Below are 25,633 nucleotides of genomic sequence, written 5' to 3' on the forward strand. Positions count from 1 at the left end.
GCAGAGCGTGAGCCGACGGGGACCGGATCCGTTCAGCTCTCCCTGACCAGACGGAGGACGTCGTCCCCGTACTCGCCGAGCTTGTGCGCTCCGATCCCGCCGATGCGCCCCAGGGAGCTGGTGTCCGCGGGTCGCTCGCGGGCGATCTGCACGAGAGTGTCGTTGGTGAACACCGTGTACGCGGGCTTGCCGATACGCTCCGACGTCTCCTTTCGCCAGTCCCGTAGGCGCTCGAACAGTCCGGTGTCGATCTCCACCGAGCACTCGGCGCACGACCCCAGTGCGCGGTGCATCGGTCCGGTGAGCCGCTGCCCGCATCCGCGGCAGCGCCCCTTGTCCGGGGCCTCCCCCGCGGTGCGGGTGCCTGCGGGCGCCGGCGACGGACGCACCGGGTCGAGGAAGCGGCTGGGGCGGCGTGTCGCGCGCCCCCCGGCCCGGCGACTGCGGCTCCACGACACCGACAGGTGCTCCCTGGCCCGGGTGACCCCCACATAGAGCAGTCGCCGCTCCTCCTCGATCGCGTCCGGCCCGGATTTGATCGCGTGACTGATGGGCAGACTGCCCTCGTGGACCCCGAGGAGGAACACGGCGTCCCACTCGAGCCCCTTGGCGGCGTGGAACGAGGCGAGGGTGACCCCGCGCTCGTCAGGTGCGTGCCGCGCGGAGGCGCGGGCCCTGAGCCCGGCCACCACCGGCAGCAGCCCCGGCCGGGGCTCGGTGGCGGCGATCTCCTCCACCAGACCCACCAGAGCGGTCAGCGAACCCCACTTCTCCCTGGCCTGGGCACCGGAGGGTTCGGCGGCCGTGAGTCCCAGCGGCTCCAGCGACCCGCGGATCACCCGGACGATCTCGCCGGGGTCGGTGAGCGCCGAGTGTTCCTCGGCCACGGCCTCGTCCGTGCCGTCCACCAGTCGGTCGATCGTCGACATCGCTCGCCTGATCACCGGCCTGTCGAAGAACCCCTCCCCGCCTCTGAGCCGATACCCGATCCCCACCTCGTCCAGTGCGGCCTCGATACGTTCGGACTGCGCGTTGACGCGATACAGCACCGCGATCTCCGAGGGGTCGAGACCACCGTGGACCAGATCGGCGATCGCTCCCGCCACGGCCTCGGCCTCCGCGTCCTCGTCCGGGTAGTCGGTGAGGATCGGATCGGGCCCCGCCGGGCGCATGCCCCGGAGGGTGAGACCGGCCGAGCGGAATCTCCCGCCGCCGGCCCCGATCACCGCGTTGGCCAGGTCCACCACCTGTGGGGTGGACCGGTAGTCCGACTCCAGGCGCACGACCGTGGCCTCCGGGTATCGCTCCCCGAAACCCAACAGGTAGTCCGGGTCCGCCCCGGCGAACGAGTAGATGGTCTGATTGACGTCCCCCACCACCGTGAGGTCGTCGCGCCGTCCGAGCCAGGCGGTGAGCAGTCGCTGCTGGGCGGGGGTGACGTCCTGGAACTCGTCCACCACGAAGCACCGGTAGCGGTCCCGGAACTCCTCCGCGATCGCCGGAACCTCCTCGACCAGTTCCGCCATGTGCCCCAGTAGGTCGTCGAAGTCGAGCATCCGGACCGGCCCGGACACCTTGAGGTCCTCGTACGCCCGGAAGGCCCGGGCCACCTCCGGGGCGGGGGCCGGGAGGTCGCGGCCGAGCACGACCGCCTGCTCGGCGTAGGTGTCCGGGGTGAGCAGACTCGACTTGGCCCATCCGATCTCGGTGAGGACATCCCGGATGGTCTCCGTCGAGGGGTCCAACCCCACCCGCCGGACGGCCTGCGCGACCGCGCGGAACTGACCGTCGAGCAGTTGCCAGGGTTCGTCGCCGTAGACCCGCGGCCAGAAGTAGGACAGGTTGCGCAGGGCCGCCGAATGGAACGTCCGGGCCTGGACCGGCCCCGTCCCGGCCTCCGCGACGCCGAGGCCGGCGAGCCGCATGCGGAGTTCTCCCGCTGCTCGGGCGGTGAACGTGACGGCGAGGACCTGGTCACCCCGCACGTGCCCGGTGGTCACCAGGTGCGCGATGCGCCGGGTGATGGTGCGTGTCTTCCCGGTCCCCGCCCCGGCGAGAATGCAGACGGGGCCGCGGGGCGCGAGAACGGCTCGTCGCTGCTGCGGGTCCAGTCCGTCGAGCGCCGACTCGCGGCTCCGTCCCAAGTCACTCACGGCTCCCATGGTGGCATCCGGGCCCGACACATCGCTGCGGGCCTCCCCCGGGATGATTAATCCGCCCCCGTGCGTTGGACCCCGTCATGAGCGATCATACGAGTGACCACGCCGACGCCCTGACCCTCTACACCACCACGTGGTGCCCCTTCTGCACCCGGCTCAAGAAGCTGTTGGACGAGAAGGAGATCGGTTACACGGAGATCGACGTGGAGGCGGACGCCGAGGCCGCCTCGTTCGTCGAGAGCGTCAACGGCGGCAACCGCGTCGTCCCGACCGCTCTCTACTCGGACGGCACCACGGCCACCAACCCCCCCGCCTCACAGGTGCGGGCGAAGCTGGCCGAACTCGCGGACGCCTGAGCCTGCCGGACGCCGGGTCAACCGGTCACGGAGCCGTCCACCGCCGCCACCCACGACCGGAGCATCACGTGGGCGATCGAGACCTGCGGCGCCACGGTGAGTGGCCCCCGACCGGCCAGTGCGGCGCGGACCTCATCGACGTCGAACCAGGCGGCCTCGCTGATCTCCTCGTCCTCGAGGACGATCGGTGCCGCCGGGTCGCCGATCGCGTGGAATCCCACCATCAGGGAGCGGGGGAATGGCCACGGTTGGCTGCCGAGGTAGCGGACACGGTCGACCACCACGCCGACCTCCTCCTCGACCTCGCGTCGTACGCACCCTTCCAGGGACTCCCCCGCCTCGACGAACCCGGCGACGTGCGAGTACATCCCCGCGGGCCAGACGGGTTGCCTCGCCAGCAGTACCCGTCGGCCACCGTCGTGGACCAGGCAGATCACGGCCGGATCCGTTCGGGGGTATTCGGGTCCGCCGTGGAACGGGTCCTCGATCCCCCAGCCCGCATCCACCCGGCGCGGATGGTGCTGCCGATCCCGGCCCCGCACGGTGTCCCGGTGCCACCCGATCAGCGCGATCGCCTGGGAGGCCAGCGAACCGTCGCCCTCGACCAGGTCGGCCCCGCACGACCGGAGGTTGCCCACCGCCGGATCGTCGGGCAGCTCGTCCACGGGCAGGGCCCAGATGTGCAATCCTCCATCCGTCCGACCGAGGAACACGGCGGCCTCCGGTAGTTCCTCGGCGTGGTCCGCCGCCCGCTCCAGCCTGATGTGGCGCCGGCCCCCGGCCACGGGATCGGAGGCGAACCGGTTGCGGCGGTCGACCCGCATCACCCGCGCGGTGTCCCATCCCCGCGCGAGAGCCTCGGCGTCCTGTCGGAGCGACGCGGCCCGGTCGGGCGCGGCGACGGACAGTACGGGATCGGAGACCAGGCTGAAGTCCAGCGGCATCGTCGGGGTTCCTTAGTCAGATCGTGACGGGTGGCGGCCAGAGTATCCAGCGATCCCCGGGGTCACGTGGGCCGCCCTCGTTCCGGGCGGAGGTCTCAGCCCGCCACCATCCGGATGTAGAGCAGGCGGTCACCGGTCTCGAGCGCGTCCGCCTCCGGTTCGTTGACCTTGATCAGCTGTCCCTTGCGGACCACGCCCAGGACCAGTTCCGCCAGATGTCGTGGGGAGCCGCCGACCTCGGACTCCTCGACGCGCCGTTCGGCGATCGAGAACCCCTCGTCGGGCGTCAGCAGGTCCTCCATCATCCCCACGACGGTCGGGGTGATGGTGGCCAGCCCGAGGAGGCGGCCCGCCGTCTCGGCGGAGACCACCACGGAGTCCGCACCGGACTGTTTGAGCAGATGCTTGTTGTCGGACTCGCGGACCGTCGCGACGATCTTGGCGTTGGGGGCGAGTTCCCGCGCGGTCAGTGTGACCAGCACCGCGGTGTCGTCGGAGTTGGTGGCCACCACCACGGAGGACGCCCTGGTGACACCCGCGAGTTTGAGGACGTCCGACCGCGTGGCCGACCCCTGGACCGTGACCAGTCCGCGGGCGGCAGCGGACTTGAGCACCTGGGGGTCGGTGTCGACCACCACGATGTCGTCGGGGGCGATCTCGTCGGCGAGCATCGCCGCGACGGCGGACCTGCCCTTGGTGCCGTAGCCGACTACGACGGTGTGGTTACGCACGAGGTTCCTCCAGCGCTGGATCTTCAGGGCCTGACGGGACTGCTCGGTGAGCACCGACAGGGTGGTGCCGACGAGCAGGATGAGGAAGAGCACGCGCAGCGGCGTGATCAAGATGGCGTTCAGCAGCCGCGCCTGCTGGGTGACCGGGGAAATGTCTCCGTAACCGGTGGTCGAGAGGGAGACCGTGGCGTAGTAGAACGCGTCTACGACCGTGATTCTCCCGCCGGGCCCGCCACCGCCTTCGTACCCCTCCTGGTCGATGTACACCACGAGGGCTGCCACAGCCAGCGTGAGCACGGCCATCAACACTCGCTTGCCGATCAACCGCCACGGGCTCTCGGCGTTCTCGGGGATGCTCACCACGCCCACGAGGATGTGGTCGGGACTCTCGTCGAGCGGGTCGCTGCCGCGGCTCCGGGACGCGAGTGCGCGCTTCCTCACCATCGGCAGCTCCGTTTCGCTACTGGACCACCGTCGATCCTCGTCATCACCGGCACCATCGTCGCCTATCGGTCCTCGTGGGACAACAACCGGCCTCGTCCCGGGCCGGCGGAGAGGAGCCCGAGCAGTTCGTCCGCGTCGGGGAGGTCGGCAGGTTCGACAGTCCGCCCGGAGCGGACGTAGTGGAACGCGGCCCGGACCCGGTCGAGCTCGACGGGTCGTCCGAGCCTGGCCGAGACGACCTTGGCCCAGGCGTAGCGGTAGACCGCCAACTGGAGCGACACGGACGGCAGCTCGGCCGCGCCCGGCACGCGCCCGGTCTTCCAGTCCACGACTATCCAGTCGTCGCCGTCGGCGAACACGGCGTCCATCCGACCCCGGAGGAGGTGCTCCCCCAGGCCCACCTCGAACGGCACCTCCACCGCTTCCGGGGTCCGCCGTGCCCATCGCGACGACTCGAAGGCCAGTTGCAGTGCCTCGAGATCCGCCTCCGACAAGCCGTCATCCGCGCCCTGGTCCCCGGCACCGGGCAGGTCGTCGATGTCGAGCAGGTGGGTGGCGCCGAAGCGGTGTTCCAGCCACAGGTGGAAACGCGTGCCACGCCGGGCGAACCGGTCGGGTCGGAACGGTACCGGTCTGCGCAGGCGGTCGGCGAAGGCGTCGGGGTCCGCCGCCATGGCCACGACTTCCCCGGCGGTCAACCGCCGCGGCAGGACCACCGCGTCGCGCCGTTCGGCGGCCCGGCGAGCGTCCGCGAGCAGGGGGGCCGCGACGAGGTGCCAGCGCCTGGCCGGCCCGTGGTCGGGGGCCCGGTCGGTCTCCGGGTCCACCGGTGCGGCGCGCGCCACCGCGCGGGCCGCGGCCGTGCGGTCCGGTGCCGCCGCGCGCGGCCACACCGCCTCCACCGCGGACCGGGTGGCCGGATTGGCGGAGGAGGGTGTGACGACGAGGTGGTCGATCTCCCCCAGGGGTTCGGGACCCCGGCACGACTCGAGGACCTCGTCGAGGAACTCCGACGGCCCCCGGGGGGTCGAGCCACTCCCGTGCCAGTGCGATGCCGAGAGCAGCAACGAGCGTTCCGCACGGGTGACGGCCACGTAGAACAGCCGTCGGTCCTCGTCGAGGGAGCGCCGCCCGACCCGGGCGATGTGACTCCTGAGCGCGGCTTCCAGGAGCTTGCGGTCCGCCACCCCGTCGAGCCGGGGTACCGGCACCCCACCGGGGTTGTGCTCGGTCGCCCGGTCTCCGCGTAGTCCCTCGGGCAGATGGGTGGCGGCCCGGACCGAGGTCTGCGGCGCCCGGTCGGAGGGGAACACCCCGGCCGACAGGTGGGGTACGGCGACGATCTCCCACTCCAGCCCCTTGGCCGAGTGGACGGTCAGTATCTGTACCCGACCCGGGGTGGCGGCGACCTCGCCGCGGGCGAGTCCGCCGTCGACGGTGCGCGCCAGCTCGAGGTGGGCCAGGAAGGCGTCGAGGCCGGAGCCCCGGTCCGCGCGGAAACCGGCGGCCACCTCCTGGAGCTCGTCGAGCTGTTCACGGGCCTCCCCGCGGCCGGAACGCTCCCGCAGGCGCACCTCGGCGTCCAGCCCGAGCGCAGACTCCGCCGCGGCCACGAGTCTGGCCGGGGGTGCGGATGATCGGGCCCTCACTCCGGCGATGATGCGGGCGAGTTCGACGATCCTGGCGTAGCCGGCCGGGCTGTAACCGTCCTCCGGGCCCGGATCGGCGAGCGCGTCCGCGAGTCCGGCGGAGTCGGTCTCCTCTCCGCGGGCGATGGCGTCCAGGAGCTGCTCCAGCTCCTCGACGCCGGTCACCGCGCCACCGGCCGCGGCCGGGCGACGGAGCGAGAGCCTGGCGGCCCGACCGGCCAACGCGGCCAGATCGGCGGCGCCGAGCGCGAACCGGGAGCCGCTGAGCAGGCGTACCAAGGGCGCACCGGCGCCGGGCCGGGCGACGACCGTCAGCAGCGAGACCACGTCCACCACCTCGGGGACATCCAACAGCCCGCCCACCCCGACCACCTCGACGGGCAGACCTCGAGACTCCAGCGCCTCGGCGATCGGCCCGGAGTCGCTGTTGCGTCTGACGAGCACGGCCGCGGTCGGGACCCGGCCGGCCGCCACCGCCGCGCGATAGCGGCTCGCCACGGAATCGGCCACCCACTCCCGTTCGGCCTCGGCCGTGTCCAGCACAGCCACCCTCAGGTCCGCCGGGTCGGCCCCGTCCCTCGCGCGGAGCTGCGGGACCGGCACCGAGCCCGGGCGGTCCCGCAGCGGGAGCGTGATCCGGTTGGCCAGCGCCAGCACCTCGGGGGGATTGCGCCACGACGTGGTGAGTTCACGTAGGTGGGCCTGCTGCCCGCCCGGGAGGGGGAAGTCGTCCCGGAAGCGGTCGAGGTTGGAAGCCGAGGCCCCCCGCCACCCGTAGATGGACTGCATGGGGTCACCGACGGCCGTGACCGCGGGGACAGGGGCCGCCCTCCCGCCGAACAGCGAGGTGAGCAGGACCCGCTGGGAGTGACCGGTGTCCTGGTACTCGTCGAGCAGGACCACCCGGAACGCACGGCGTTCGGCTTCGCCGACCTGGGGGTGGTCGCGGGCCACCGTCGCGGCCAGCGCCATCTGGGACGCGTGATCCAGTGCCGACTCCGCGCGCATGCGCGCGGCGACCGCGTCGACGAGGTCCGCCAACTCGTCGCGGTGGCCCTGGACCGTGGTGGCCTCGTCGAGCCACTTGGTGGGGGTCGATCGTTGGCCGGGCCCTCCCGGCAGGGTGGCCACGAGGGTGGTGAGGAGGTCGGGGTGGGCCCGCAGTTCATCCGTGGTCACGAGGTGTTCCGACAACTGACCGGCGAGGGCCAGGACGTCGCGGGTCACCTGTGCGGCGGACGATCCCGTCGCGAGCGGGGACTCCCACCGCGACACCACGTCGTGTGCGAGCTGGAACGCAGCCGTGGGGGTGAGCAGTCGCGAATCTGGTTCGACCGGGACGAGCAGTCCATAGGACCCGAGCAGGTTCCCCGCGAAGGCGTGGTACGTCGAGATCTGCGGATCCTCGGTCCGGATCGACTCGGCGATACTGGGGTCCGCCCCGGGTCCGGTGCACAGCGGGCTCCGGGCGAGTGCGTCGAGGCGGCGCCGGATCCGCCTGGACAGCTGTTGGGCGGCTTTGCGCGTGAAGGTGAGGCCCAGGATCTCCGACGGGCGGGCGTGACCGCCTGCCACGAGCCACACCACCCTCGCGGCCATGGTCTCGGTCTTGCCCGCGCCCGCACCGGCCAGAACGAGGGTCGGCTCGGTGGGGCCGGCGATCACCGCCGCCTGCTCCGGGGTCGGACGGTGGACGCCGAGCGCGTCGGCGACCTCGTCGGGGCCCGCCGGGGAGATCACCCGATCACCTGCTGTCCCTCGGGCTGGGCAGGGCAACTGGATCTCACGTCGCAGTGCTCACACCACGGACCCACGCGGGCCGTGTACGAGGGACCTTCCGTAGCGCGACCCGCCTCGACCACCCGATCGGTCAGCTCCTCCGCGGTGTCCCGGCCCAGCGGGTCCTGGACGCGCTCGGTGGGCATGCGGTCCTCCCGGCCGCCGAGATACAGCAGGAGCCCTCCTCCGGGTGCACGCCCAGCGGCGGACTCGACAGCACCCTCCGCCACGGCGAGCTGGTACAGCGCCAACTGGGGATGGGTCGCCGCCACCGCCCTGGTGACCGCGCTCGTCGAGGTCTTGACATCCACCGGGACCACCTCGCCGGACCGGGTGGCCTCGAGCCGGTCGATCCGCCCGCGGACCCGCACCCCTTCGCGGACGTCGAAAGAGAACGGCTCCTCCACCCCGGCCGTGGTGTAGACATCGCGGGTGCCGGTGCGCCACCGCCGGAACGCCTCGGCCATGCCGACCATCGACTCGGCACCGCGTGCGGCGAACCACCCACGGGCGCGGGTGAGCGGTTCGGCCCGGCGCAGCACCGCCGACCGGAGTGCGTCCTCGGTGATCCCGCCCTCGACAGCCTGCGTGAGGGCGTGGACCGCCGAACCCCGGATCAGGGACGCCGCCGACCCCGACTCGGACGAGTCGCCCCGGGCCTTCTGCAGGAACCATCGGAGCGGACACTCTTCGAGCGCGCCGAATCCCGACGGTGAGAGCACGACCACCGGCTGCCCGGGTTCCGTGGGGAAGGGCGGCGCGGTGGTGGACGGCTCGCCGGCGCCGTACCAGGTCCCGGGGTCCGCCTCCCCGACCCCCGCGTCGCGCAGGCCCGCCAGCAGGCCCGCCGCGTGGGCGGCGTCCGCGGGGTCGGTGGAGTGATCGAGCAGCGCGGCCCGGAGGTCGACCGCCAGGTGCTGCAACGTGAACACCGTCGGCGCGTACCGGGTGGCCACCGCGTCGCCCGGGTGATCCCCGCCCGCGGCGGCCGGGTCCGCGACCGCGGTGGCGAGGTCCCCGGTCGCGAGGTCGGCGATCTCGTCGACGAACCGCGACGGGGCGACGTCGCCCTCTTCCGGGGACTCGACCGCCGTCACGAGCAGATGACTGCGGGCTCGGGAGCAGGCCACGTAGAACAACCGTCGTTCCTCGGCCGCCCGGGCCGACGCCGAGGACACGGCACGTTCGGCCTCCGACGGGAGCGGCCCGTCGCCGGCCACCTCCGTCAGGTCCACGAGCTCGTCGACACCGAGCAGTCCTGACCGCCGACGGGGTGCGGGCCACCGCCCGTCCTGGACCCCGCACACGGCCACCGAGCGCCACTGCCTGCCCACTGCGGCGTGGGCCGACAGCACACTCACGGCCCCACCTCGAGCCCGCGTGTCCGCGCGCCGGGGGGCGGGCAGGTCCTCTCCCGACACCACCTCACAGAAGAGCGCGAGGGAGCCACCGGGGACGCGGTCCACGTAGTCCGCCGCGTGGTCGAACAGGGACACCACGGCGTCCAGGGACCGGTCGGCCGAGCGGGACCACGGGTCCGCCGCCACGGCCTGGCGGACGAGCCGTCGCTCCAGCCTCGACGCCGACCATGCCGCCCAGAGCACCTCCTCGACGGTCCCGCCCACCCGCAGGGAGTCCAGTACCGCGGTCCGGGCGTGCCGGATGCGGGTGACCGGCGCGAGTTCGACCGCGGTGAGGCCGGACGGAGCGCGGGCTTGCTCGTCGAGTACCAGGGAGCGGAGCGTCTCGGCGCTCGGCTCGGATCCCCCGATCCCGGTTCGCCGGATGCCCCGCCGGAGCCTGCGCATCGCGACGGCGTCGGCGCGCCCGATGGGACCGGACAGCAGCGCCAGGGTCCGCTCGGCGTCCGTACCGGGGGCTCCCTCCAGGGCTGAACGCAGCAGGAGCAGCAGCGCCGCCACCACGGGGTCGTGTGCCGGCGGGAGCTCGGCGCCCGCGTCGACCACCGGGACCCCGGCGGCGTCCAGTGCGGGCAGGAGGGCGTCGACGACTCCGGGCAGGGATCTGCTGACGACCGCCATCTCCCCGTAGTCGACACCGTCCAGCACGTGACGTCGACGGAGGAAGTCCGCGACCAGCGCGGCCTCCGCAGCCGCCGACCGGGCGACGGTGACCGACACCGACCCCTCGTCGACGACGGCCCCCTCGTCGGCGGCACGACCCCGCTCCGCGGCTCCGGCTGTCCCGGCCCCGGGTGCTAGCTCCCGGGGACGGTGTCGGGCCGCTCCGGGGAGTCTGGAACCGATCCGTGCGGCCACCGCCGCGACCGCGGGGGCCATCCGGCGGCCCACGTGCAGGTCCACAGAACGGCCGCCCTGGTCGACGACGGCGCGGGCGAGACCGCCGTCCGCCCCGCGGAAACGGAACACCGACTGGTCTCCGTCCTCCACGACCAGCAGGACGTCCGCCCCACCCCCGACCGCGGCCACGAACTCGGCCGCGAGCGGGTCGAGGTGGTGCGCGTCGTCGACCGCGACCAGGCGCCGCGACCGGAAGACCTCCCGCAGCCCGGGGTCCGCGGTCAGGGCGTCCAGGGCCGCACCCACGAGTTCGGCGGCGTTGAGGGCCTCGGGGACGTCGGACTCCCCGCCCCGCAGTCCCGAGCGCAGGGCCATCTGCTCCTCGTGCCTGCGGAAGAACCCGGCCGCGGCGACCCACGCGGGCCTGCCCGCCGACCGGCCCAGCCGGGCGAGTTCACGGGGGCCGATCCCCCGCTCGAGCGAGCGCAGGAGGAGATCGCGCAGTTCACGGGCGAAACCGACGGTGGACAACGCCGGCCGCAGCTGCTCGGGCCAGAGCGGGGCACCGTCGGCCGCCTCGCCGAGCAGGGTCTCGCGCACCAGCGCGTCGTGCTCGGCACCCGTCCGGAGTCTCGGCGGCGGGGCGTCGACCCGGGCGGCCGCCAGCCGGACGACGGCATGGGCCAGGGAGTGGACCGTACGGACGGGGGCGTCGGTGCCCACGACCGAGTCCGGCGGGAGCCCGCGGGTGACCTCCTCGAGGAGCGCGGCCCCGGCGGTGGCGGATCCGGTGAGGACCAGGACGCCGTCGAGTCCCGCGCCGCCGGACACCGCCGCACGCACCACGTCCACGATGAGTGAGGTCTTCCCGCTCCCGGGCCCTCCCCGAACGACCCAACGCTCCCGGGGGCCGGCGTGCCGCGGATCCCGGTACCGGCGGAACAGGCCCTCGAGCTGGGGCGGCCACTCGCGGGGCGAGGCGGGTCCCCCGGTGTGGGAGACGACCGGCGCTCCGTTCGTCGGGGCCCCGGCTGTCGGTGCTGCGGCGGACTCTGTCACGGCTCGATGAGACCACACCGCTACGACAGACCGGCGGGCGCCGGACCTCGGGCTCAGCGGTCCCCCCGCGTCACCGCAGGGTGTCCTCGAGCATCCGGGGGCGACACGCGGTCCGGGCGACCACGACCATCACCGCGAGTACCACCGTGAGGAACGCCAGGCCCGCGCCGAGCCCCGGACCGGACAGGAGCAGGCCGAAGACGATGGGGCCGAGGCACGCCGCCGTGTAGCCCACGCCCTGCGAGAACCCGGAGAGCGCGGCGGATCCGGCCTCGGTCCGGGTACGGAGGTTGATGAGCGTCAGACAGAGGGGGAACGTGCTGGGGCCCACCCCGAGCAGGCAGATCCACACCCACGGCGCCACCCCGGGTGCCCAGAGGAGGCCGGCGAAACCTGCCAAGTAACAGAGCACCGAGACGACGACGACGGCGTACGGGTCCTCGAACCTCCCCGCCACCCAGGGGACGACCAGAGCGGCGACCAGTCCGATGCCCGAGTACACGGCCAGCGCGAGCCCGCCCTCGGCGCGGGTCATACCGATGGACACCGCCACCGCCGGGAGCCACGTGAAGAAGGCGTACGTACACAGGGAGTTGGTCCCGAAGAACAACGCCAGGGCGATCCCGACCGGCGAGCGCCAGGGCCGCGGGCGCTGCGCGGGTGCGGCCCCGGCCGGAGGCGAACCCGCCGGGGAGGCTCCGGCCGCCGCGGGCACGGCGGTGGCCGAACCGCCCCGGACGATCTCCATGACCCACGGCACCGCGGCGACGACGGCGAGGACGGCCCACCACCCGATCGAGACCCGCCACCCGGCGGCCTCCTCCACAGGGACGGCCACGAGCGCCGGCACGACCGTACCCAGCTGGAGGCCGGTGATGTACGCCATGCTCACGGCCGCGACGTGCCGCGGGAAGTACTTCTTGACCAGCGGCGGTGCCACCACGTTTCCGATACCCATCCCGGCCAGGGCGATCAGGGATCCGGCTCCCATGACCCACGGGTCACCCGCGAGGGCCCGCAGGATCTGGCCGGCCGCGGCCGCGGCCATCGCCAGGACGGTGAGCATCTCCAGACCGGTCCGGCGCAGGACGATCGGGGTGAGGACACCCCAGAGGGCGAACATCGCTGTCGGCACCATCCCGAGCAGGCTCATGCCGCCGGTCCCGAGCCCGATCTCGGCGTCGATCACCCCCAGCAGTGGACTCAGGGAGGTGACGGCGGTGCGGAGATTCAGGGAGACGAGGACGACGCCGACCAGGGCGATCACGGGGAACGCCAGAGCGCTCGATCGGGTGCCTGCTCGCGAGGAGCGGGGGTTCATGCGTCCGGGTCGCCCACGAATTCCTCCACGGACCGGGCCATGGCCTGCAGTCCGTCCACGGCCGCCGGCCGCGACCCGGGGTGCAGCGCGTGCACCGCCAGCCGGAACACCGCCGCACGCAGCACCATCTGCGGCCAGTCCTCGAGGTGACGCCACCGCACCAGGACCCCGGTGTCGACGGTCCCCCACGAGAGGTGGTCGACAGCGATGACCGCCGCCGACCACGACGCCGGGCGGGCGAAGGGGATGACGTCGGTCAGGGCGGGCTCGCCGGACGAGTCGAAGAGCAGGCCCCGTGCGAGATCACCGTGGACCACTCCGGCTCCGGCCTGGGACGGGACCGGCCGACGGAGTCGGATGAGCCCCGTCGCGCCGAGCAACGCGGCCGCGCGGTGGGTGGCGAAGGGGGTCCCGCGGTCCTCCATGCCGGGCGCCAGATCGCGTTCCGGTTCGCCGTCCCAGGACGCCGCCTCGGCGATGGAGAACAGATCCGTCTCCGTCCACGGCCTCGCGGCCGGGCGCCGGGTCAGGCGGGGTCGTTCGACGTCGGCGAGGGCCGCGTTGATCCTCGCCGACCAGGCGATCGTCTCGTCGGCGCGGGCCTCCGGACGCCCGGAGACCGCCCGATCGGCCCGCCATCCGCTCACCACGTGGCGGCCGTCCGTCGAACGCACCGGCAGGGACACGCGCAGGCCGGTGACGTCGAGTTCCTCCCGCACCCGGGCGGACCAGTTGGCCAGGGAGGTGTCCGCGACCGGACGCATGACCACGGGGCTGCCCGGCGAGGCGACCAGCCAGCCCGTCCCGGAACCGGCGACCACGGGTACGGCCGCGCCGGCCACGACGCCGAAGGCGCCGCGGACGTGGTCGGGGACGCTGACGTCGTTCACGTCGACCACCGTACCCACCCCGTCCGTCAGTACCCGGGCAGGGACGGGTCGACGTCGCGGGTCCAGGCGTCGATGCCGCCCTCCAGGGAGCGCACCCCGGCGAACCCCGCCGCGGACAGGATCTCCGCCGCGCGAGCCGAACGCACACCCGACTTGCAGTACACGACGAGTGGCCCCCGGGCCGCGGAGCGTCCGAGGACCCCGGTCGGATCGGCGGCGTCCTCGCCGACCGTGTCCAGTGGGACCCACACCGAGGGGTCGATCACCGCGATGGACCGCTCCCCGGCACCCCGGACGTCGACGAGGACGGGCGCGCCCGAGCCGGCCGGCCCCGCCAGTTCGGCGGCGAGCGTCGTGGCCGACACGGTGGGCACGTCGACCGGGTCGTGGGGACGCACCCCGCAGGAGTCGTCCGCACCGTCCGGCAGGCGGGTCACCGGCGACCGGGAGGGATCCGGCCGGATGGTCACGGTCCGGTGGGTGGTCTCGAGGAGGTCCATCAACACGAGTCGGCCCAGCAGTGACCTGCCGGATCCCGTGATCAGCTTGACCGCCTCCATCGCCATCATCGAGCCGACAGTGCCGCACAGTGCGCCCACGACACCCGCCTCGGCACAGCTCGGGACGGATCCGGGCGGCGGCGGGGCCGGGTAGAGGTCACGGAGGGTGACGGCGGCGGCGGGCGCGGGCGGGCGGGACCAGAAGACCGCGAGCTGGGCCCGGAAGCGGTCGATCGTCCCCCAGATCACCGGGATACCAGCGATCTCGCAGGCGTCGGAGACGAGGTATCGCGTGGCGAAGTTGTCGCTGCCGTCCACCACGAGATCGTGGCCCTCGAGCAGCGAGGAGATGTTGAGTGCGTCGAGCCGGGAATGGACCGCGTCGACCCTGACCCCCGGTGCCAACTCGGCGAGCCGGTCACGGGCCGACTCGACCTTGGGGCGGCCGATGGCGGGCACGGAGTGGATCACCTGGCGCTGCAGGTTGCCGAGGTCCACCTCGTCGTCGTCGATCACGGTGATCCGCCCGACACCCGCCGCGGCGAGGTACATGAGCACGGGTGCGCCCAGGCCCCCCGCGCCCACGACGAACACCGAGGTGGCGCGCAGGCGACGCTGCCCCACGTCACCGATGTCACCCAGCAGGAGGTGGCGCGAATAGCGTGCGCGCTCCTCCGCGGTGAGATCGGGCACCGGATCCACCAACGGGGGCAGCCCCCCGGCCGGGCCGCCGGTCACGGGGTTCACCGCGCCACCGGCGGACCGTCGGGGAACGGCCACGCGTTGTAGCGACACGTGTCGTCGTTGTCCGGGACCACGCCCTCGGGATCGAGCCGGAAGATCTCGTTGTTGGAGACCCCGAAGGTCTGCTGCATCATGATCGGCGCGAGCGCTCCGTCCGCCGGGCACGGTTCGTGGGCCGGGTAGCCGATGGCGTGACCGACCTCGTGGTTGACGAGGTACTGGCGGTACGACCCGATGTCGCCCTGGAAGGACCTCGCCCCACGGATCCATCTCGCCAGGTTGAGGTAGACCCGCCCGGTGGACGGGTTGTAGCAGCTGGTCTCGAGCTCGATGTCGTAGCCGCAGTTCTCGCGGACCGTCATGGGGCTGGCGAGTGTCACCCGGAACGCGGGCTCGTCCCGGGCGGTGCGCCGGAACGCCACCGCCCCGTCGGCGGTCCAGCTCTTGGGGTTGGCCAGGGTCGCGTCGACCATCCGGGCCACCGAGTCGTCGCCTCCGAAGTCCACCGTGTCGACGCCCTCCTCGACCTCGACGGTGTAGACGAACTGCTCGGCGGCGTCGGCCCCGACCCGGTCGGTACCCCCGGGCACGATCCGGAACCCTCCCTCGCCCGCCTCGGTGAAGGAACCCCCCTCCGGCAACTGCCCGCTCGGGGGGACCACTCCCCGGGGCGGCAGCCCGACGATCGCCGGCGTCTCCTCCGCCTCGGTGACGGACCCGCCGTCGTCCGACCCCGGCGCCGCCACGGAATCGGCGATCACGAACGCCGTGAGCACCACGAGCACGGGGATCGCGTACGCCCGCCAGCCCCACGTGGTGAAGAACCTGCCGACCGGGCTCTGCTTGCGCAGGTGGTCCCTGGCACCGGGAACGGAGCGACGGCGACCCGGGGTCGATTCCCCGGCCGGATCCCAGGGGGCGCGGAGTGGCTCCCCGTGCGGCGGGTAGTACGGCGAACGGGAGCCCTGGTCCCCGCGGTCGGCCGGGGCGGGGCTCCGCGAGGTGGACCCGACGTCGACACCGTCCGACGTCCGGCGACGGCCGTCGCTCATCCGCACACCTCCAAGTCCGCACCGGTCACGGTGTCCACGATCCCACAACCGGAGGTGGTCGCCTTCTCCGGCACTCCGCCGTTGCGGGTATTGTCCGTCTGGCCCGGCCGGCTTCGACGGATCGTCCGGGAGGACAGGAGCCACAACCATGACGAGCCCGGGCGGACCGTTCCCGACAGCCCCGGGGCGTGCCAGAGCGATCCGGCTGCCCCGCGGAGCCCGGCGTCGGCAACTCCTCGACGCCGCCGGGACCGTGTTCGTGGACCAGGGTTTCCACGCCTCGGGAATGGACGACATCGCCGTCCTCGCCGGCGTGTCCAAACCTGTGCTGTACCAGCACTTCGACTCCAAGAGGGACCTGTACATCGAGGTCCTGCGCCACCACGTGGACGAGCTGCTCGGCCGTATCCGGGCGGCGCTCGACTCGTCGTCCGACAACCGGCGCCGGGTCGAGGCCGCGGTCGACACGTTCTTCGCGTTCGCCGATTCCGACACCCGCGGTTTCAGACTGGTGTTCACCTCGGAGTCCGGCGACGAGGACGTCCGGCGCGAGCTGGACCGGGCGACCGACGGCTGCATCGACGCCGTCCACGACCTGGTCCGCGGCGACTCCGGACTGGACGCGCACCGTTCGCGACTCCTGGCGGTGGGCCTCGTGGGTGCCAGCCGGGTGAGCGCCGGCCACTGGCTGGACGCGGGCCGGCCGATCTCCCGCGCCGACGCGGTCTCCACGACTGTCACCCTCTGTTGGGGAGGACTGTCGAAGATCCCCCGTCAGAGCGGGGACCGGCCGGGTCCGTAGGTCCCGGGGGTGGGAGGGACCTACGAGAGGAACCCCACCGCGCGTCGGGCCGACTCGCCGATCTCCACGTAGGCGACCCGGTCGGTCGAGACGAGGTACCGACGGCCCTTCTCGTCGTCCAGCTCCAACACCGCCTTGCTCTCCGCGGTGAGCGCGGCCTCGACACGGGCGTACACGTCCTCCGGGCTCATCCCGGTCTTGAACACGAGTTCGCGATTGCTGTCGGCGATGCCGATCTTGACCTCCACGGTGCCTGCCCTTCTCGTCGTCGGCGCATGTCACGCCGATATCGGTGATACGTGGGACCCAGGCTAGCCCGGAGCCGGTGAACCGGCGCGTGACGGGATAGGGTGGGACCCACGTGGACCACACCCGCGACCGGCTCGCAGGTCGAGCCCCGCACCCCGAGGATCCGCGTGGAAATGTGCGCGCGCCCCGCTCGCCGAGGCCGACCAACTGTAGGCCCGACCACACGCGCGCGAGACGAGAAAGGCACCGCCCTGTCCACTACAGACGTGACCACCAGTGAAATCGACGGCCTGGCCACGACGACAGCCGTCGTCGACGCCCCGTCCTCCGACTCCTCCCCCAGCTTCGCCGAACTCGGTGTCCGCCCCGAGATCGTCACCGCGCTCGGCGAGCGGGGCATCACCCACACCTTCGCCATCCAGGAACTCACCCTCCCGCTGGCACTGGCGGGTTCCGACCTCATCGGTCAGGCCCGCACCGGCATGGGCAAGACCTACGGCTTCGGTGTCCCCCTCCTGCACCGCATCTCCACCGGCGAGGTCACCAGGGAGCTCGACGGCACCCCGCGGGCCCTCGTGATCGTCCCCACCCGCGAGCTGTGCATCCAGGTCACCCAGGACCTCAAGATCGCCGCGACCGGACTCACCGCTCCCTCCGGATCGGGAACCCGCCCGCTCAAGGTGCTCTCGATCTACGGCGGGACTCCGTACGAGCAGCAGACCGAGGCCCTGGAGAGGGGCGTCGACCTGGTCGTGGGCACCCCCGGGCGCCTGCTCGACCTCGCCAACCAGTCGAAACTGGTACTCGGCAAGGTCGAGGTCCTGGTCCTGGACGAGGCCGACGAGATGCTGGACCTGGGCTTCCTGCCGGACATCGAGAAGATGCTGCGGATGGTCCCGGAGAAGCGTCAGACGATGTTGTTCTCGGCCACCATGCCGGGGCCGATCATCACGCTGGCGCGCACGTTCCTCACCAAGCCCACCCACATCCGGGCGGAGGCAGCGGATTCCGGCGCCACCCACGAGAACACCACGCAGTACGTCTACCGGGCCCATTCCATGGACAAGCCGGAGTTGGTGGCCCGGATCCTGCAGGCCGACGGACGCGGCGCCACCATGATCTTCTGCCGCACCAAACGCACCGCGCAGAAGCTCGCCGACGACCTTGCCGAGCGCGGCTTCCGCGTGGGGGCCATCCACGGCGACCTGGGCCAGGGAGCGCGCGAGAAGTCGCTCAAGGCCTTCCGTTCCGGCGACGTCGACGTGCTCGTCGCCACCGACGTCGCGGCGCGCGGAATCGACGTCGACGACGTCACCCACGTCATCAACTACCAGTGCCCCGAGGACGAGAAGACCTACGTCCACCGCATCGGCCGAACCGGTCGGGCCGGAAAGAAGGGCGTCGCGGTCACCCTCGTCGACTGGGACGACCTCCCCCGGTGGGGACTGATCGACAAGGCGCTCGGTCTGGAGCAGGGCGAGCCCGCCGAGACCTACTCGACGTCCCCACACCTGCGCGCCGAACTGGGCATCCCCGAGAGCGCAGGCGGCAGGATCGGCGCCCCGACCGGGACCGGCTCCGGCCGGCGTCCGGTCGACGGGGACACCCGCGGTTCCGGGCGCGAGTCCGGGGGTCGGTCCGGCACTCCCCGCCGCCGCACCCGGACCGGGGGGTCCTCCCCGGACGCACGGCCCACGTCGACCGCCCCAGGCGGGGAACCCGGAGCCGAGTCCGCGTCCTCCGGTGGCGGCGCTCCCCGGCGACGGCGCCGCCGTCGCCCGTCCTCCGACTCCGCCGGCCGGGACTGACCCCGGACCACCTCGCCCCCGGGAAGGCACGTGCGCACACTCAGGAGCCGTTCCGGCCGCCGCCATCGCCGGTCCGTCGGTGTCCGCTCCGAGCGGATGACCCGGCGGGACGTCGTCACCGCCGGGATCATCGCCGTCGTCATGGTGCTGGCGGCGGTCGCCGTGCTCTTCTCCGGCAGCGCGGCCCGGTCCGGACTCAGCCCGGCGGAGGCGGAGCAGCCCGAGTACGGCCCGGCGACCGGACGACCCACGTCGATCCAACCCCTCTGGACGCACGAATCCGACGGCAGCGGCCCCCCACTCACCACCAAGGGCAACCTCGTCACGGTCTCCGCCGACGGCGTGCTCGTCGGCCGGGACGCGGGGTCCGGCGAGGAACGCTGGTCCTACACGCACGCGGGCCGGTTCTGCGCCGCGGTGTTCTACTCCGATTCGCTCGCCGCGGCGTTCGACGGCACCTCAGGCTGCAGTGACGTCACCTCTCTCGACCCCACCACCCAGGAGTACGAGAGCACCAGACTGAGCGCCTTCCCGGAGACGATGGACCTCACCGGTACGTGGAAGCACGCCCTCGCGTTCAGCCCCGACCGACTCGAGATCTGGCGCGACGACCTGGTCCGGACCGTCGAGTACGGCGCGGTCGAGGCGCCTCAGGAGGCGGGGATGCAACCCCGCGCCGGATGCACTCTCCTGAGCGCCGACCTCACCGACGAGCGCTTCGCCGTGTCGGAGCGCTGCCCCGGGGACGACTCGGTGCGACTGACGCTCTCGAAGACGGTCCCCGAGGACAACCGCAAGCCGGAGGAGATCGCCTCGGACCCGACAGGAGCCGACGGCCTGTGGGTCATCGACGTGGCCGAGGACGGGGTGTTGGCGCTCCGGAACGAGGGTCCCGCCTGGACAGTCGAGTGGTTCACCTCCCCCACCGAGCACCGGACCGTACACACCCTGGAGGGTGGACCGGCCGTGCCGTTCTCCCGCGGGACCGTCTCCGGTGACGGTGATCAGGTCCGGTGGTTCGACGGGGGCGCCACACACGCCTTCGACCGGTCCACCGGGGAGCACTCGTGGACGGTCGGCGGCGTGACCGGCCCGGGGCTCACCGGGGGCTGGACCCCCGATCCCGAGGCGTCCGCGGGCGGGGACTGGGTCCTCGTGCCGGTGCCCGGCGGGCTCGCTCTGCTGGACCACGAGACCGGGGTCGAGACCCGGCGACTACCGACGACCGCGACGCAGGACCGGGGGGTCACCGGCCTGGCCCAGATCGGCGACATCCTGTACGAACGCCGCGCGGGCGCGATCCACGCCTACAAGCTCGTCGTCTGAACCGACGGGACCACCTGCCACCCGGGAGCCCGACGCGACGCCCGCACGGTCAGGCGGCGTACCACTCGATCGCGTCCCTACGGAACAGGGAGACCAACGCCACGACGCACACGACCGCGAGGGCGACCCCGGCGAGATACTGGTGCGACCCCACGGCGACATACCAGGCGACGAACAGCAGCAACAGCTCCGCGATCACCACGAGCCCCCGGCCCCAGCGGCGACCCCGCAGCAAACCGACACCGGCGGCGAGGAGGCCGCCGCCGAGGATCGCGAACCACACCGCGGTTCCGTATCCACTGATGACGACGGTCTCCTCGCGGTGGCCCACGGCCGCACGGATGGCGAGGGCGACCGCCACTCCCACCCCGGTCAGTCCCTGAGCGGACGAGATCCACCCGGCCAACCGCACGGGAGTGGGGATCGCCGTTCGGGGATCCGCACGATCCGGAGGGCTACGGTGGTCGTCTGGTCGGCTCTCGTTCACATGTGCAGCCTATGTCGCGTCCCCGCCCGGACCGGAATCACCCTTGTGGACTGGACTCCGATTAACCCATAACGGCCTCTGGCGTGCGCTTTCAGGACGATTTGACAACTCGGGTGACCTTTGCCACATCCCGGTACGAGAGGGTTGACTTGTCATGGAATCGTGGCACGATCACTTGTAACAGCGCAGACGCACTCTGTTTGCCTTGCCTTAACCGGGAGCTGCTCCACCAGGAGCGAGCCCGCGGAGCGGGTACACCCCACACATCGCCGGATGTGATTGACCGCGTACGTCCGCACGCAGACCCTGCAGGTCTGCGGGTCGACGGCGTCCACTCGCGTCCGGCGCACCCGACCACGGTCTCGTAACCGTAAGGAGTTCCCATGGACTGGCGCCATAAGGCCATCTGCCGCGACGAGGATCCCGAGCTGTTCTTCCCCGTCGGCAATTCCGGACCCGCTCTCGCCCAGATCGCCGAGGCGAAGATCGTCTGCAACCGCTGCCCCGTCACCGCCGAGTGCCTCGCGTGGGCCCTCGAGTCCGGCCAGGACGCCGGCGTCTGGGGCGGGATGAGCGAGGACGAGCGACGTGCCCTCAAGCGCCGCCGCGCGCGCACCCGCACCGCGGTCTGACGCTTCACCGATCGATCGAGGCCGGTTCCCCTCCTCCTCCCGAGGAGGGGAACCGGCCTTCGTCGTGGAACCGGTCGATCGACCGGTCGTCCGGTTGCTCGGCCCTCCGCGAGCCCGTCAGCTGATGACGGCGATGAGGTCTCCGGCCTGGATGACGTCCCCGCTGGCGACGGCCACCTCGGTGACGGTCCCGGCGGTCTCGCACAGCACCGGGATCTCCATCTTCATCGACTCGAGGAGCACGATCGTGTCGCCCTCGGCGACCTCTGTGCCGACCGCCGAGACGACCTCCATCACATTGGCGACCATCTCGGCACGGACCTGTTCAGTCATTCGGATGTTCCTCTACTTTCGTCACGCGCGGCCCCCGGACTCCTCAATGCAACCACACGAGGGTTCTCATGGGAGACTTGTACACCGACGAAAGGAGGCGACCATGGGCAAGCGTGGCCGCAAGAGGCGGGATCGCCGCAAGAAGAACGCAAACCACGGCAAGCGTCCGAACAGCTGAGTCCGGACCACCCGTAGCCGAGTGAGGGGCGGGCACCCACCAGGTGCCCGCCCCTCATCCGCGTTCTGCGGAGGCGTCAGGTCGGGTCTCGTCGCTGAACGGTCGTCGTCCGGTGCACGACCGTCGTCCCGTCAGCGTCGGTCGTGGTCACCGTGGTCCGCCGGATCTCCACCATGAGCCGCTCCCGCAGGCCCGACGGCGCCGTCTCGCAGCAGGACCGGGACAACTTGGCCTTGAGCCGGCGCTCGGACAGGAACATCTCCCGACAGGTCGCGCAACCGGCCAGGTGATGCTCCAGCCTGGACCGGCACGCGTCATCGCACTCCAGGTCGACGAGGAGCGAGAGGTCGCGCCGTGCGTCCTCGCAGTCGATCCGGTCAAGTCGCGGGTCGTGTTCTCTCATCACGTCGCGCCCTCCGTCCTGTCACGACCGAAGCCTCGCTCGGTCGCCACGTCCCGGAGCAGCTCGCGTAGCTGCTTTCGTCCCCTGTGCAGGCGTGACATCACGGTCCCCAGCGGGGTGTCCATGATCTCGGCGATCTCCTTGTACGGCAGGTCCTGGACGTCGGCGTAGTACACCGCCATCCGGAACTCGTCCGGGAGCTGGGCCAGAGCGGACCGGATCTCGTCGTCCGGCAGCAGTTCCATCGCCTCCACCTCCGCCGAGCGCAGACCCGTCGAGGTGTGCTCGGCCGCCGCCGCCAACTGCCAGTCCGTGATCTCCTCGGTCGGGTACTGCGCGGGCTGACGCTGGCGCTTGCGGTAGTGGTTGATGTACGCGTTGGTGAGGATGCGGTGCATCCAGGCCCGGAAGTTCGTACCCGGCTTGAACGAGTTGAACCCCGCGAACGCCTTGGCGTACGCCTCCTGCACCAGGTCTTCCGCGTCTGCCGGGTTGCGGGTCATCCGCAGAGCGGCGCCGTAGAGCTGATCGAGGAGAGGCATCGCCAACTCCTCGAACTGCTCGGCGCGCTGGTCGGCCTCCTCGGGCTGCAACTCGGTCGGCAACCGGTACTCCTCACCTGTCGATGGCCCGGAGTCTATCTGCACGCCGGGGACGTCGAGGACCGCGGTCCGCATCGCACCCTCCTCTCCCGAACCCGGGGGCCGTCCCGGGCAACTGCTCTCCTCAACACCGGGCACGGTCGCGGTATTCCGGATGGCCCCGTCACTAGGCTGGCGCGGGATGAGCGGAAAACGTGCGGGAAGCGGAAAGGCCGCCTCGGCGGCGACCCCTGCGATCGCCGTGCTCCGGTCCGCCGGGGTCGACCATGCGGTCCACACCTACGACGCGGCCGGCGCCGCGTTCGGGGACGAGGCCGCCCGTGTGATGGGCGAGCGGCTCGGGGTGGACGCCGCGAGGGTCTTCAAGACCCTGGTGCTCGCCACCGCCCGGCCACCGGCCGGTTCCCGGATCCCGCTGGCGGTCGCGGTCCTCCCGGTCACGAAGATGCTCGACCTCAAGGCCGCGGCCGCGGCCCTCGGCTGCGGGAAGGTGTCCCTCGCCCCGGTCGACGCCGCCGAGAAGTCCACCGGGTACGTGGTGGGCGGGGTGTCACCGCTCGGCCAGAAGAGGTCCCTGGTCACGGTGGTCGACAGTTCGGCGTCCGATCACCAGACGATCCTGTGCAGCGCCGGCCGACGCGGGTGGGAGATCGAACTCGCGCCCGCGGATCTCGTCGCTCTCACGGGGGCGACGACGGCGCCGATCGCCGCCGGGTGACCCGGCGTCAGAAGAGCATGCCCGAGGTGGGGTCCACCGGCCGGATCAGCTCCGGGCCCTCGTTGCGGACGTTGGAGACCGCGCGGGAGACGGGGGTGATCTCCACCGAGCCCGCCCACTGCTCCAGGTCCCCGCCGGCACCGGCGACCAGGGCCCGGGGGTCGCCGATCACGGACGGGTCGAGCCAGTCCGACAGCACGGAGGGGTCCACCACGAGGGGCATGCGGTCATGGACCGCGCGGAGCGGACCGAGCGCCTCGGTGGTGAGGATCGTGCAGGACCACTGGGTGACGGCAGGGTCCTGTGGATCACGCCGGGCCTCCCACAGACCTGCCATGAGCATCCCCAGGTCTCCGGGAAGACTCATGTAGAAGGGCTGTTTGGGCGCGGCCCTCCCGCCGGGCGCTGCCTTTCCCCCGGACACTGCCTTTCCCCCGGACCCCGCGGGCTCGCCGGGCACCCACTCGTACCATCCGTCCATCGGGATCGCGCAGTGGCGCCTGGCCACGGCGGAGCGGAACGACGGCTTCTCGTACGCCGTCTCGACCCTCGCGTTGAACAGGGTGGGGAGTCGGGCCGGATCCCTGGCCCAGGACGGCACCAGGCCCCACCGCATCGCGCGCAGCACCCGCCCGGGCCCCGCCGGAGGGTCCAACCTCTCGCGCGGGCTGTCCGACACCAGGACCGGGATGGTGGCGGTGGGCGCGATGTTGAACCGCGGTGTACCCGGGGGCCGGTCAGGCCACGACCCCGGCGGCGGGGACGACGCCTCGTCGACCGCGTCGAGCTCCACGGCGAGCCGCGCCGGATCGGAGGAGAGCGAGAACCGTCCACACATGCGGAACATCCTCCCACCCGCAGCGGGCGGGTTCGGGGCCGATGGGCGACAATGACCAGGTGAGTCATTGGAACGCCCCTGTCGCCGGCACACCCGTGCACGCCGTGGTCCCGGTACCCGGGTCCAAGTCGCTGACCAACCGCGCCCTGATCCTGGCCGCCCTGTCCGACGCCCCCTCGCGGTTGAGCGGGACGTTGCGCAGTCGGGACACCGACCTCATGATCGGCGCTCTCACGGCGCTGGGCACCCGGATCGAGGGCCCGTCGGGACCGCTCGCCCCGGACGACACCGAGCTGCTCGTCACCCCGGGACCGCTCCACGGTGCGCAGGTGGAGTGCGGACTGGCGGGGACCGTCATGCGGTTCGTCCCCCCTCTGGCCGCGCTCGCCACGGGCACCTCGACCTTCGACGGCGACCCGGCCGCGCGGGTCCGGCCGCAGGCCACGGTCCTGAACGCGCTGCGTGACCTCGGCGCCGACGTGGACGGGGACAGCCTCCCGTTCTCGGTCGACGGGACGGGCTCGGTGCGTGGCGGCCGGGTGGAGATGGACGCCTCCGCGTCATCGCAGTTCGTCTCGGGCCTCCTGCTCTCGGCCGCCCGGTTCGACGAGGGGCTGGAACTGGTCCACGTGGGCGGGTCCGCCGTCCCCTCCGGACCGCACATCGAGATGACACTGGCGATGCTCCGGGAGTCCGGTGTGACCGTCGAGCAGCCCACCGCCTCATCGTGGCTAGTGGCCCCCGGTCCGATCTCGGCCGTCGACCGGGTGGTGGAACCCGACCTGTCCAACGCCACCCCGTTCCTGGCGGCGGCGGCCGTCACCGGCGGGACCGTGCACGTCCCCCACTGGCCGGTCTCCACCACCCAGCCCGGGGACGACATCCGCGGGATCCTCCGCGCGATGGGCGCCACGGTCACGCTCGAGACCGCCGACGGGGCGGGCCACGGCACCCTCGTCGTCGTCGGACCCCCGCGCCTGTCCCCCGTCGACCTGGACCTGTCGGCCATCGGTGAACTCACCCCCACCGTCGCCGCCCTGTGCGCACTGGCCGACGGGCCCTCACGCCTGACGGGGATCGCGCACCTGCGGGGCCACGAGACCGATCGGCTCTCCGCCCTCGCCGCCGAACTCGGGGCGGTGGGGTGCGGGGTGACCGAACTCGACGACGGCCTGGAGATCGCCCCCGCCCCCCTGCGGGGTGCCCCCTGGCGCGCCTACGCCGACCATCGCATGGCCACCGCCGGAGCGATCGTCGGACTGGTCGTGCCGGGCGTCGAGGTGGACGACATCGACTCCACCGCCAAGACCATGCCCGGTTTCACCTCGATGTGGTCCGACATGCTCGCCGGGCGGAGCTGAGACCGGC

At 72.3% G+C, this 25,633-nt stretch carries 23 protein-coding genes; 8 read left to right on the forward strand and 15 right to left on the reverse strand.

All coding sequences use genetic code 11. The annotated features are described in order from the left end of the window. Positions 1–32: 32 nt before the first annotated feature. On the reverse strand, positions 33–2,162 hold the full coding sequence (locus NJE57_RS07075; RefSeq protein ID WP_319027685.1) for an ATP-dependent DNA helicase UvrD2: 2,130 nt from the start codon (positions 2,160–2,162) through the stop codon (positions 33–35). 77 nt (positions 2,163–2,239) lie between these two features. On the opposite strand from NJE57_RS07075, the gene NJE57_RS07080 reads away from it, so the two are divergent. Next, positions 2,240–2,515 carry a mycoredoxin gene (locus NJE57_RS07080; RefSeq protein ID WP_319027686.1) on the forward strand — a complete coding sequence of 92 codons (276 nt, stop codon included), beginning with the start codon at positions 2,240–2,242 and terminating at the stop codon, positions 2,513–2,515. Between the two features lie 17 nt (positions 2,516–2,532). On the opposite strand, the gene nudC is transcribed toward NJE57_RS07080, so the two are convergent. From nudC to NJE57_RS07120, 8 genes are all read right to left on the reverse strand, one after another. Next, positions 2,533–3,459 carry an NAD(+) diphosphatase gene (gene nudC / locus NJE57_RS07085; protein ID WP_319027687.1) on the reverse strand — a complete coding sequence of 309 codons (927 nt, stop codon included), beginning with the start codon at positions 3,457–3,459 and terminating at the stop codon, positions 2,533–2,535. 95 nt (positions 3,460–3,554) lie between these two features. Continuing rightward, the gene (locus NJE57_RS07090; RefSeq protein ID WP_319027688.1) at positions 3,555–4,634 is read right to left on the reverse strand and encodes a potassium channel family protein; all 1,080 of its coding nucleotides are present in this window, start codon (positions 4,632–4,634) and stop codon (positions 3,555–3,557) included. 62 nt (positions 4,635–4,696) lie between these two features. Further along, positions 4,697–8,023: an ATP-dependent DNA helicase gene (locus NJE57_RS07095; protein WP_319027689.1), complete on the reverse strand. Its 3,327-nt coding sequence runs from the start codon at positions 8,021–8,023 to the stop codon at positions 4,697–4,699. Then, on the reverse strand, positions 8,020–11,382 hold the full coding sequence (locus NJE57_RS07100) for a PD-(D/E)XK nuclease family protein (protein ID WP_319027690.1): 3,363 nt from the start codon (positions 11,380–11,382) through the stop codon (positions 8,020–8,022). Before NJE57_RS07100 ends, NJE57_RS07095 begins: the two co-directional genes overlap by 4 nt. 70 nt (positions 11,383–11,452) lie before the next feature. After that, on the reverse strand, positions 11,453–12,703 hold the full coding sequence (locus NJE57_RS07105) for a CynX/NimT family MFS transporter (RefSeq protein ID WP_319027691.1): 1,251 nt from the start codon (positions 12,701–12,703) through the stop codon (positions 11,453–11,455). Further along, entirely contained in the window at positions 12,700–13,593 is an 894-nt protein-coding gene (locus tag NJE57_RS07110) for a TIGR02569 family protein (protein WP_319027692.1), read from the reverse strand. The genes NJE57_RS07105 and NJE57_RS07110 overlap by 4 nt, the downstream gene beginning before the upstream one ends. 26 nt (positions 13,594–13,619) lie before the next feature. After that, on the reverse strand, positions 13,620–14,840 hold the full coding sequence (locus tag NJE57_RS07115; RefSeq protein ID WP_319027693.1) for a ThiF family adenylyltransferase: 1,221 nt from the start codon (positions 14,838–14,840) through the stop codon (positions 13,620–13,622). After that, the gene (locus NJE57_RS07120; RefSeq protein ID WP_319027694.1) at positions 14,837–15,889 is read right to left on the reverse strand and encodes a DUF3152 domain-containing protein; all 1,053 of its coding nucleotides are present in this window, start codon (positions 15,887–15,889) and stop codon (positions 14,837–14,839) included. Before NJE57_RS07120 ends, NJE57_RS07115 begins: the two co-directional genes overlap by 4 nt. A gap of 148 nt (positions 15,890–16,037) precedes the next feature. On the opposite strand from NJE57_RS07120, the gene NJE57_RS07125 reads away from it, so the two are divergent. Then, positions 16,038–16,691 (forward strand): TetR/AcrR family transcriptional regulator, encoded by a 654-nt coding sequence (locus NJE57_RS07125; RefSeq protein ID WP_319027695.1) that lies wholly within the window; start codon positions 16,038–16,040, stop codon positions 16,689–16,691. 20 nt (positions 16,692–16,711) lie between these two features. Here NJE57_RS07125 and NJE57_RS07130 read toward each other — a convergent pair whose 3' ends face one another. Beyond that, a complete protein-coding gene (locus NJE57_RS07130) occupies positions 16,712–16,939 on the reverse strand; it encodes a DUF3107 domain-containing protein (RefSeq protein WP_319027696.1) in 228 nt (75 codons plus the stop codon). A gap of 174 nt (positions 16,940–17,113) precedes the next feature. Here NJE57_RS07130 and NJE57_RS07135 point away from each other — a divergent pair, with 174 nt between their 5' ends. Then, positions 17,114–18,748 (forward strand): DEAD/DEAH box helicase, encoded by a 1,635-nt coding sequence (locus tag NJE57_RS07135; protein WP_413464374.1) that lies wholly within the window; start codon positions 17,114–17,116, stop codon positions 18,746–18,748. 96 nt (positions 18,749–18,844) lie between these two features. After that, the gene (locus NJE57_RS07140) at positions 18,845–20,074 is read left to right on the forward strand and encodes a PQQ-binding-like beta-propeller repeat protein (protein ID WP_319027698.1); all 1,230 of its coding nucleotides are present in this window, start codon (positions 18,845–18,847) and stop codon (positions 20,072–20,074) included. A 49-nt stretch (positions 20,075–20,123) separates the two neighbouring features. On the opposite strand, the gene NJE57_RS07145 is transcribed toward NJE57_RS07140, so the two are convergent. Next, a complete protein-coding gene (locus NJE57_RS07145; RefSeq protein WP_413464375.1) occupies positions 20,124–20,561 on the reverse strand; it encodes a hypothetical protein in 438 nt (145 codons plus the stop codon). 383 nt (positions 20,562–20,944) lie between these two features. Between NJE57_RS07145 and NJE57_RS07150 the strand changes: the two genes are divergently transcribed. Next, entirely contained in the window at positions 20,945–21,193 is a 249-nt protein-coding gene (locus NJE57_RS07150) for a WhiB family transcriptional regulator (RefSeq protein WP_317812938.1), read from the forward strand. Positions 21,194–21,310: 117 nt separating this feature from the next. Here NJE57_RS07150 and NJE57_RS07155 read toward each other — a convergent pair whose 3' ends face one another. Beyond that, on the reverse strand, positions 21,311–21,526 hold the full coding sequence (locus NJE57_RS07155) for a biotin/lipoyl-binding carrier protein (RefSeq protein ID WP_319027699.1): 216 nt from the start codon (positions 21,524–21,526) through the stop codon (positions 21,311–21,313). Positions 21,527–21,629: 103 nt separating this feature from the next. On the opposite strand from NJE57_RS07155, the gene NJE57_RS20000 reads away from it, so the two are divergent. Further along, on the forward strand, positions 21,630–21,704 hold the full coding sequence (locus tag NJE57_RS20000) for a 50S ribosomal protein bL37 (protein WP_370650909.1): 75 nt from the start codon (positions 21,630–21,632) through the stop codon (positions 21,702–21,704). Positions 21,705–21,780: 76 nt separating this feature from the next. On the opposite strand, the gene NJE57_RS07160 is transcribed toward NJE57_RS20000, so the two are convergent. Beyond that, complete coding sequence (locus NJE57_RS07160; protein ID WP_319027700.1) at positions 21,781–22,107, reverse strand: anti-sigma factor; 327 nt, start codon at positions 22,105–22,107, stop codon at positions 21,781–21,783. Then, positions 22,107–22,784: a sigma-70 family RNA polymerase sigma factor gene (locus tag NJE57_RS07165; RefSeq protein WP_319027701.1), complete on the reverse strand. Its 678-nt coding sequence runs from the start codon at positions 22,782–22,784 to the stop codon at positions 22,107–22,109. The genes NJE57_RS07160 and NJE57_RS07165 overlap by 1 nt, the downstream gene beginning before the upstream one ends. 106 nt (positions 22,785–22,890) lie before the next feature. On the opposite strand from NJE57_RS07165, the gene NJE57_RS07170 reads away from it, so the two are divergent. Next, positions 22,891–23,427: an aminoacyl-tRNA deacylase gene (locus NJE57_RS07170; protein ID WP_319027702.1), complete on the forward strand. Its 537-nt coding sequence runs from the start codon at positions 22,891–22,893 to the stop codon at positions 23,425–23,427. 7 nt (positions 23,428–23,434) lie between these two features. Here the strand turns inward: NJE57_RS07170 and NJE57_RS07175 are convergent, their stop codons facing one another. Further along, positions 23,435–24,265: an SOS response-associated peptidase gene (locus NJE57_RS07175; RefSeq protein WP_319027703.1), complete on the reverse strand. Its 831-nt coding sequence runs from the start codon at positions 24,263–24,265 to the stop codon at positions 23,435–23,437. Positions 24,266–24,306: 41 nt separating this feature from the next. Here NJE57_RS07175 and aroA point away from each other — a divergent pair, with 41 nt between their 5' ends. Beyond that, the gene (gene aroA / locus NJE57_RS07180; protein ID WP_319027704.1) at positions 24,307–25,626 is read left to right on the forward strand and encodes a 3-phosphoshikimate 1-carboxyvinyltransferase; all 1,320 of its coding nucleotides are present in this window, start codon (positions 24,307–24,309) and stop codon (positions 25,624–25,626) included. The last annotated feature ends 7 nt before the right edge of the window (positions 25,627–25,633 follow it).

The organism is Dietzia sp. PP-33, assembly GCF_033790845.1.
GTDB lineage: Bacteria > Actinomycetota > Actinomycetes > Mycobacteriales > Mycobacteriaceae > Dietzia.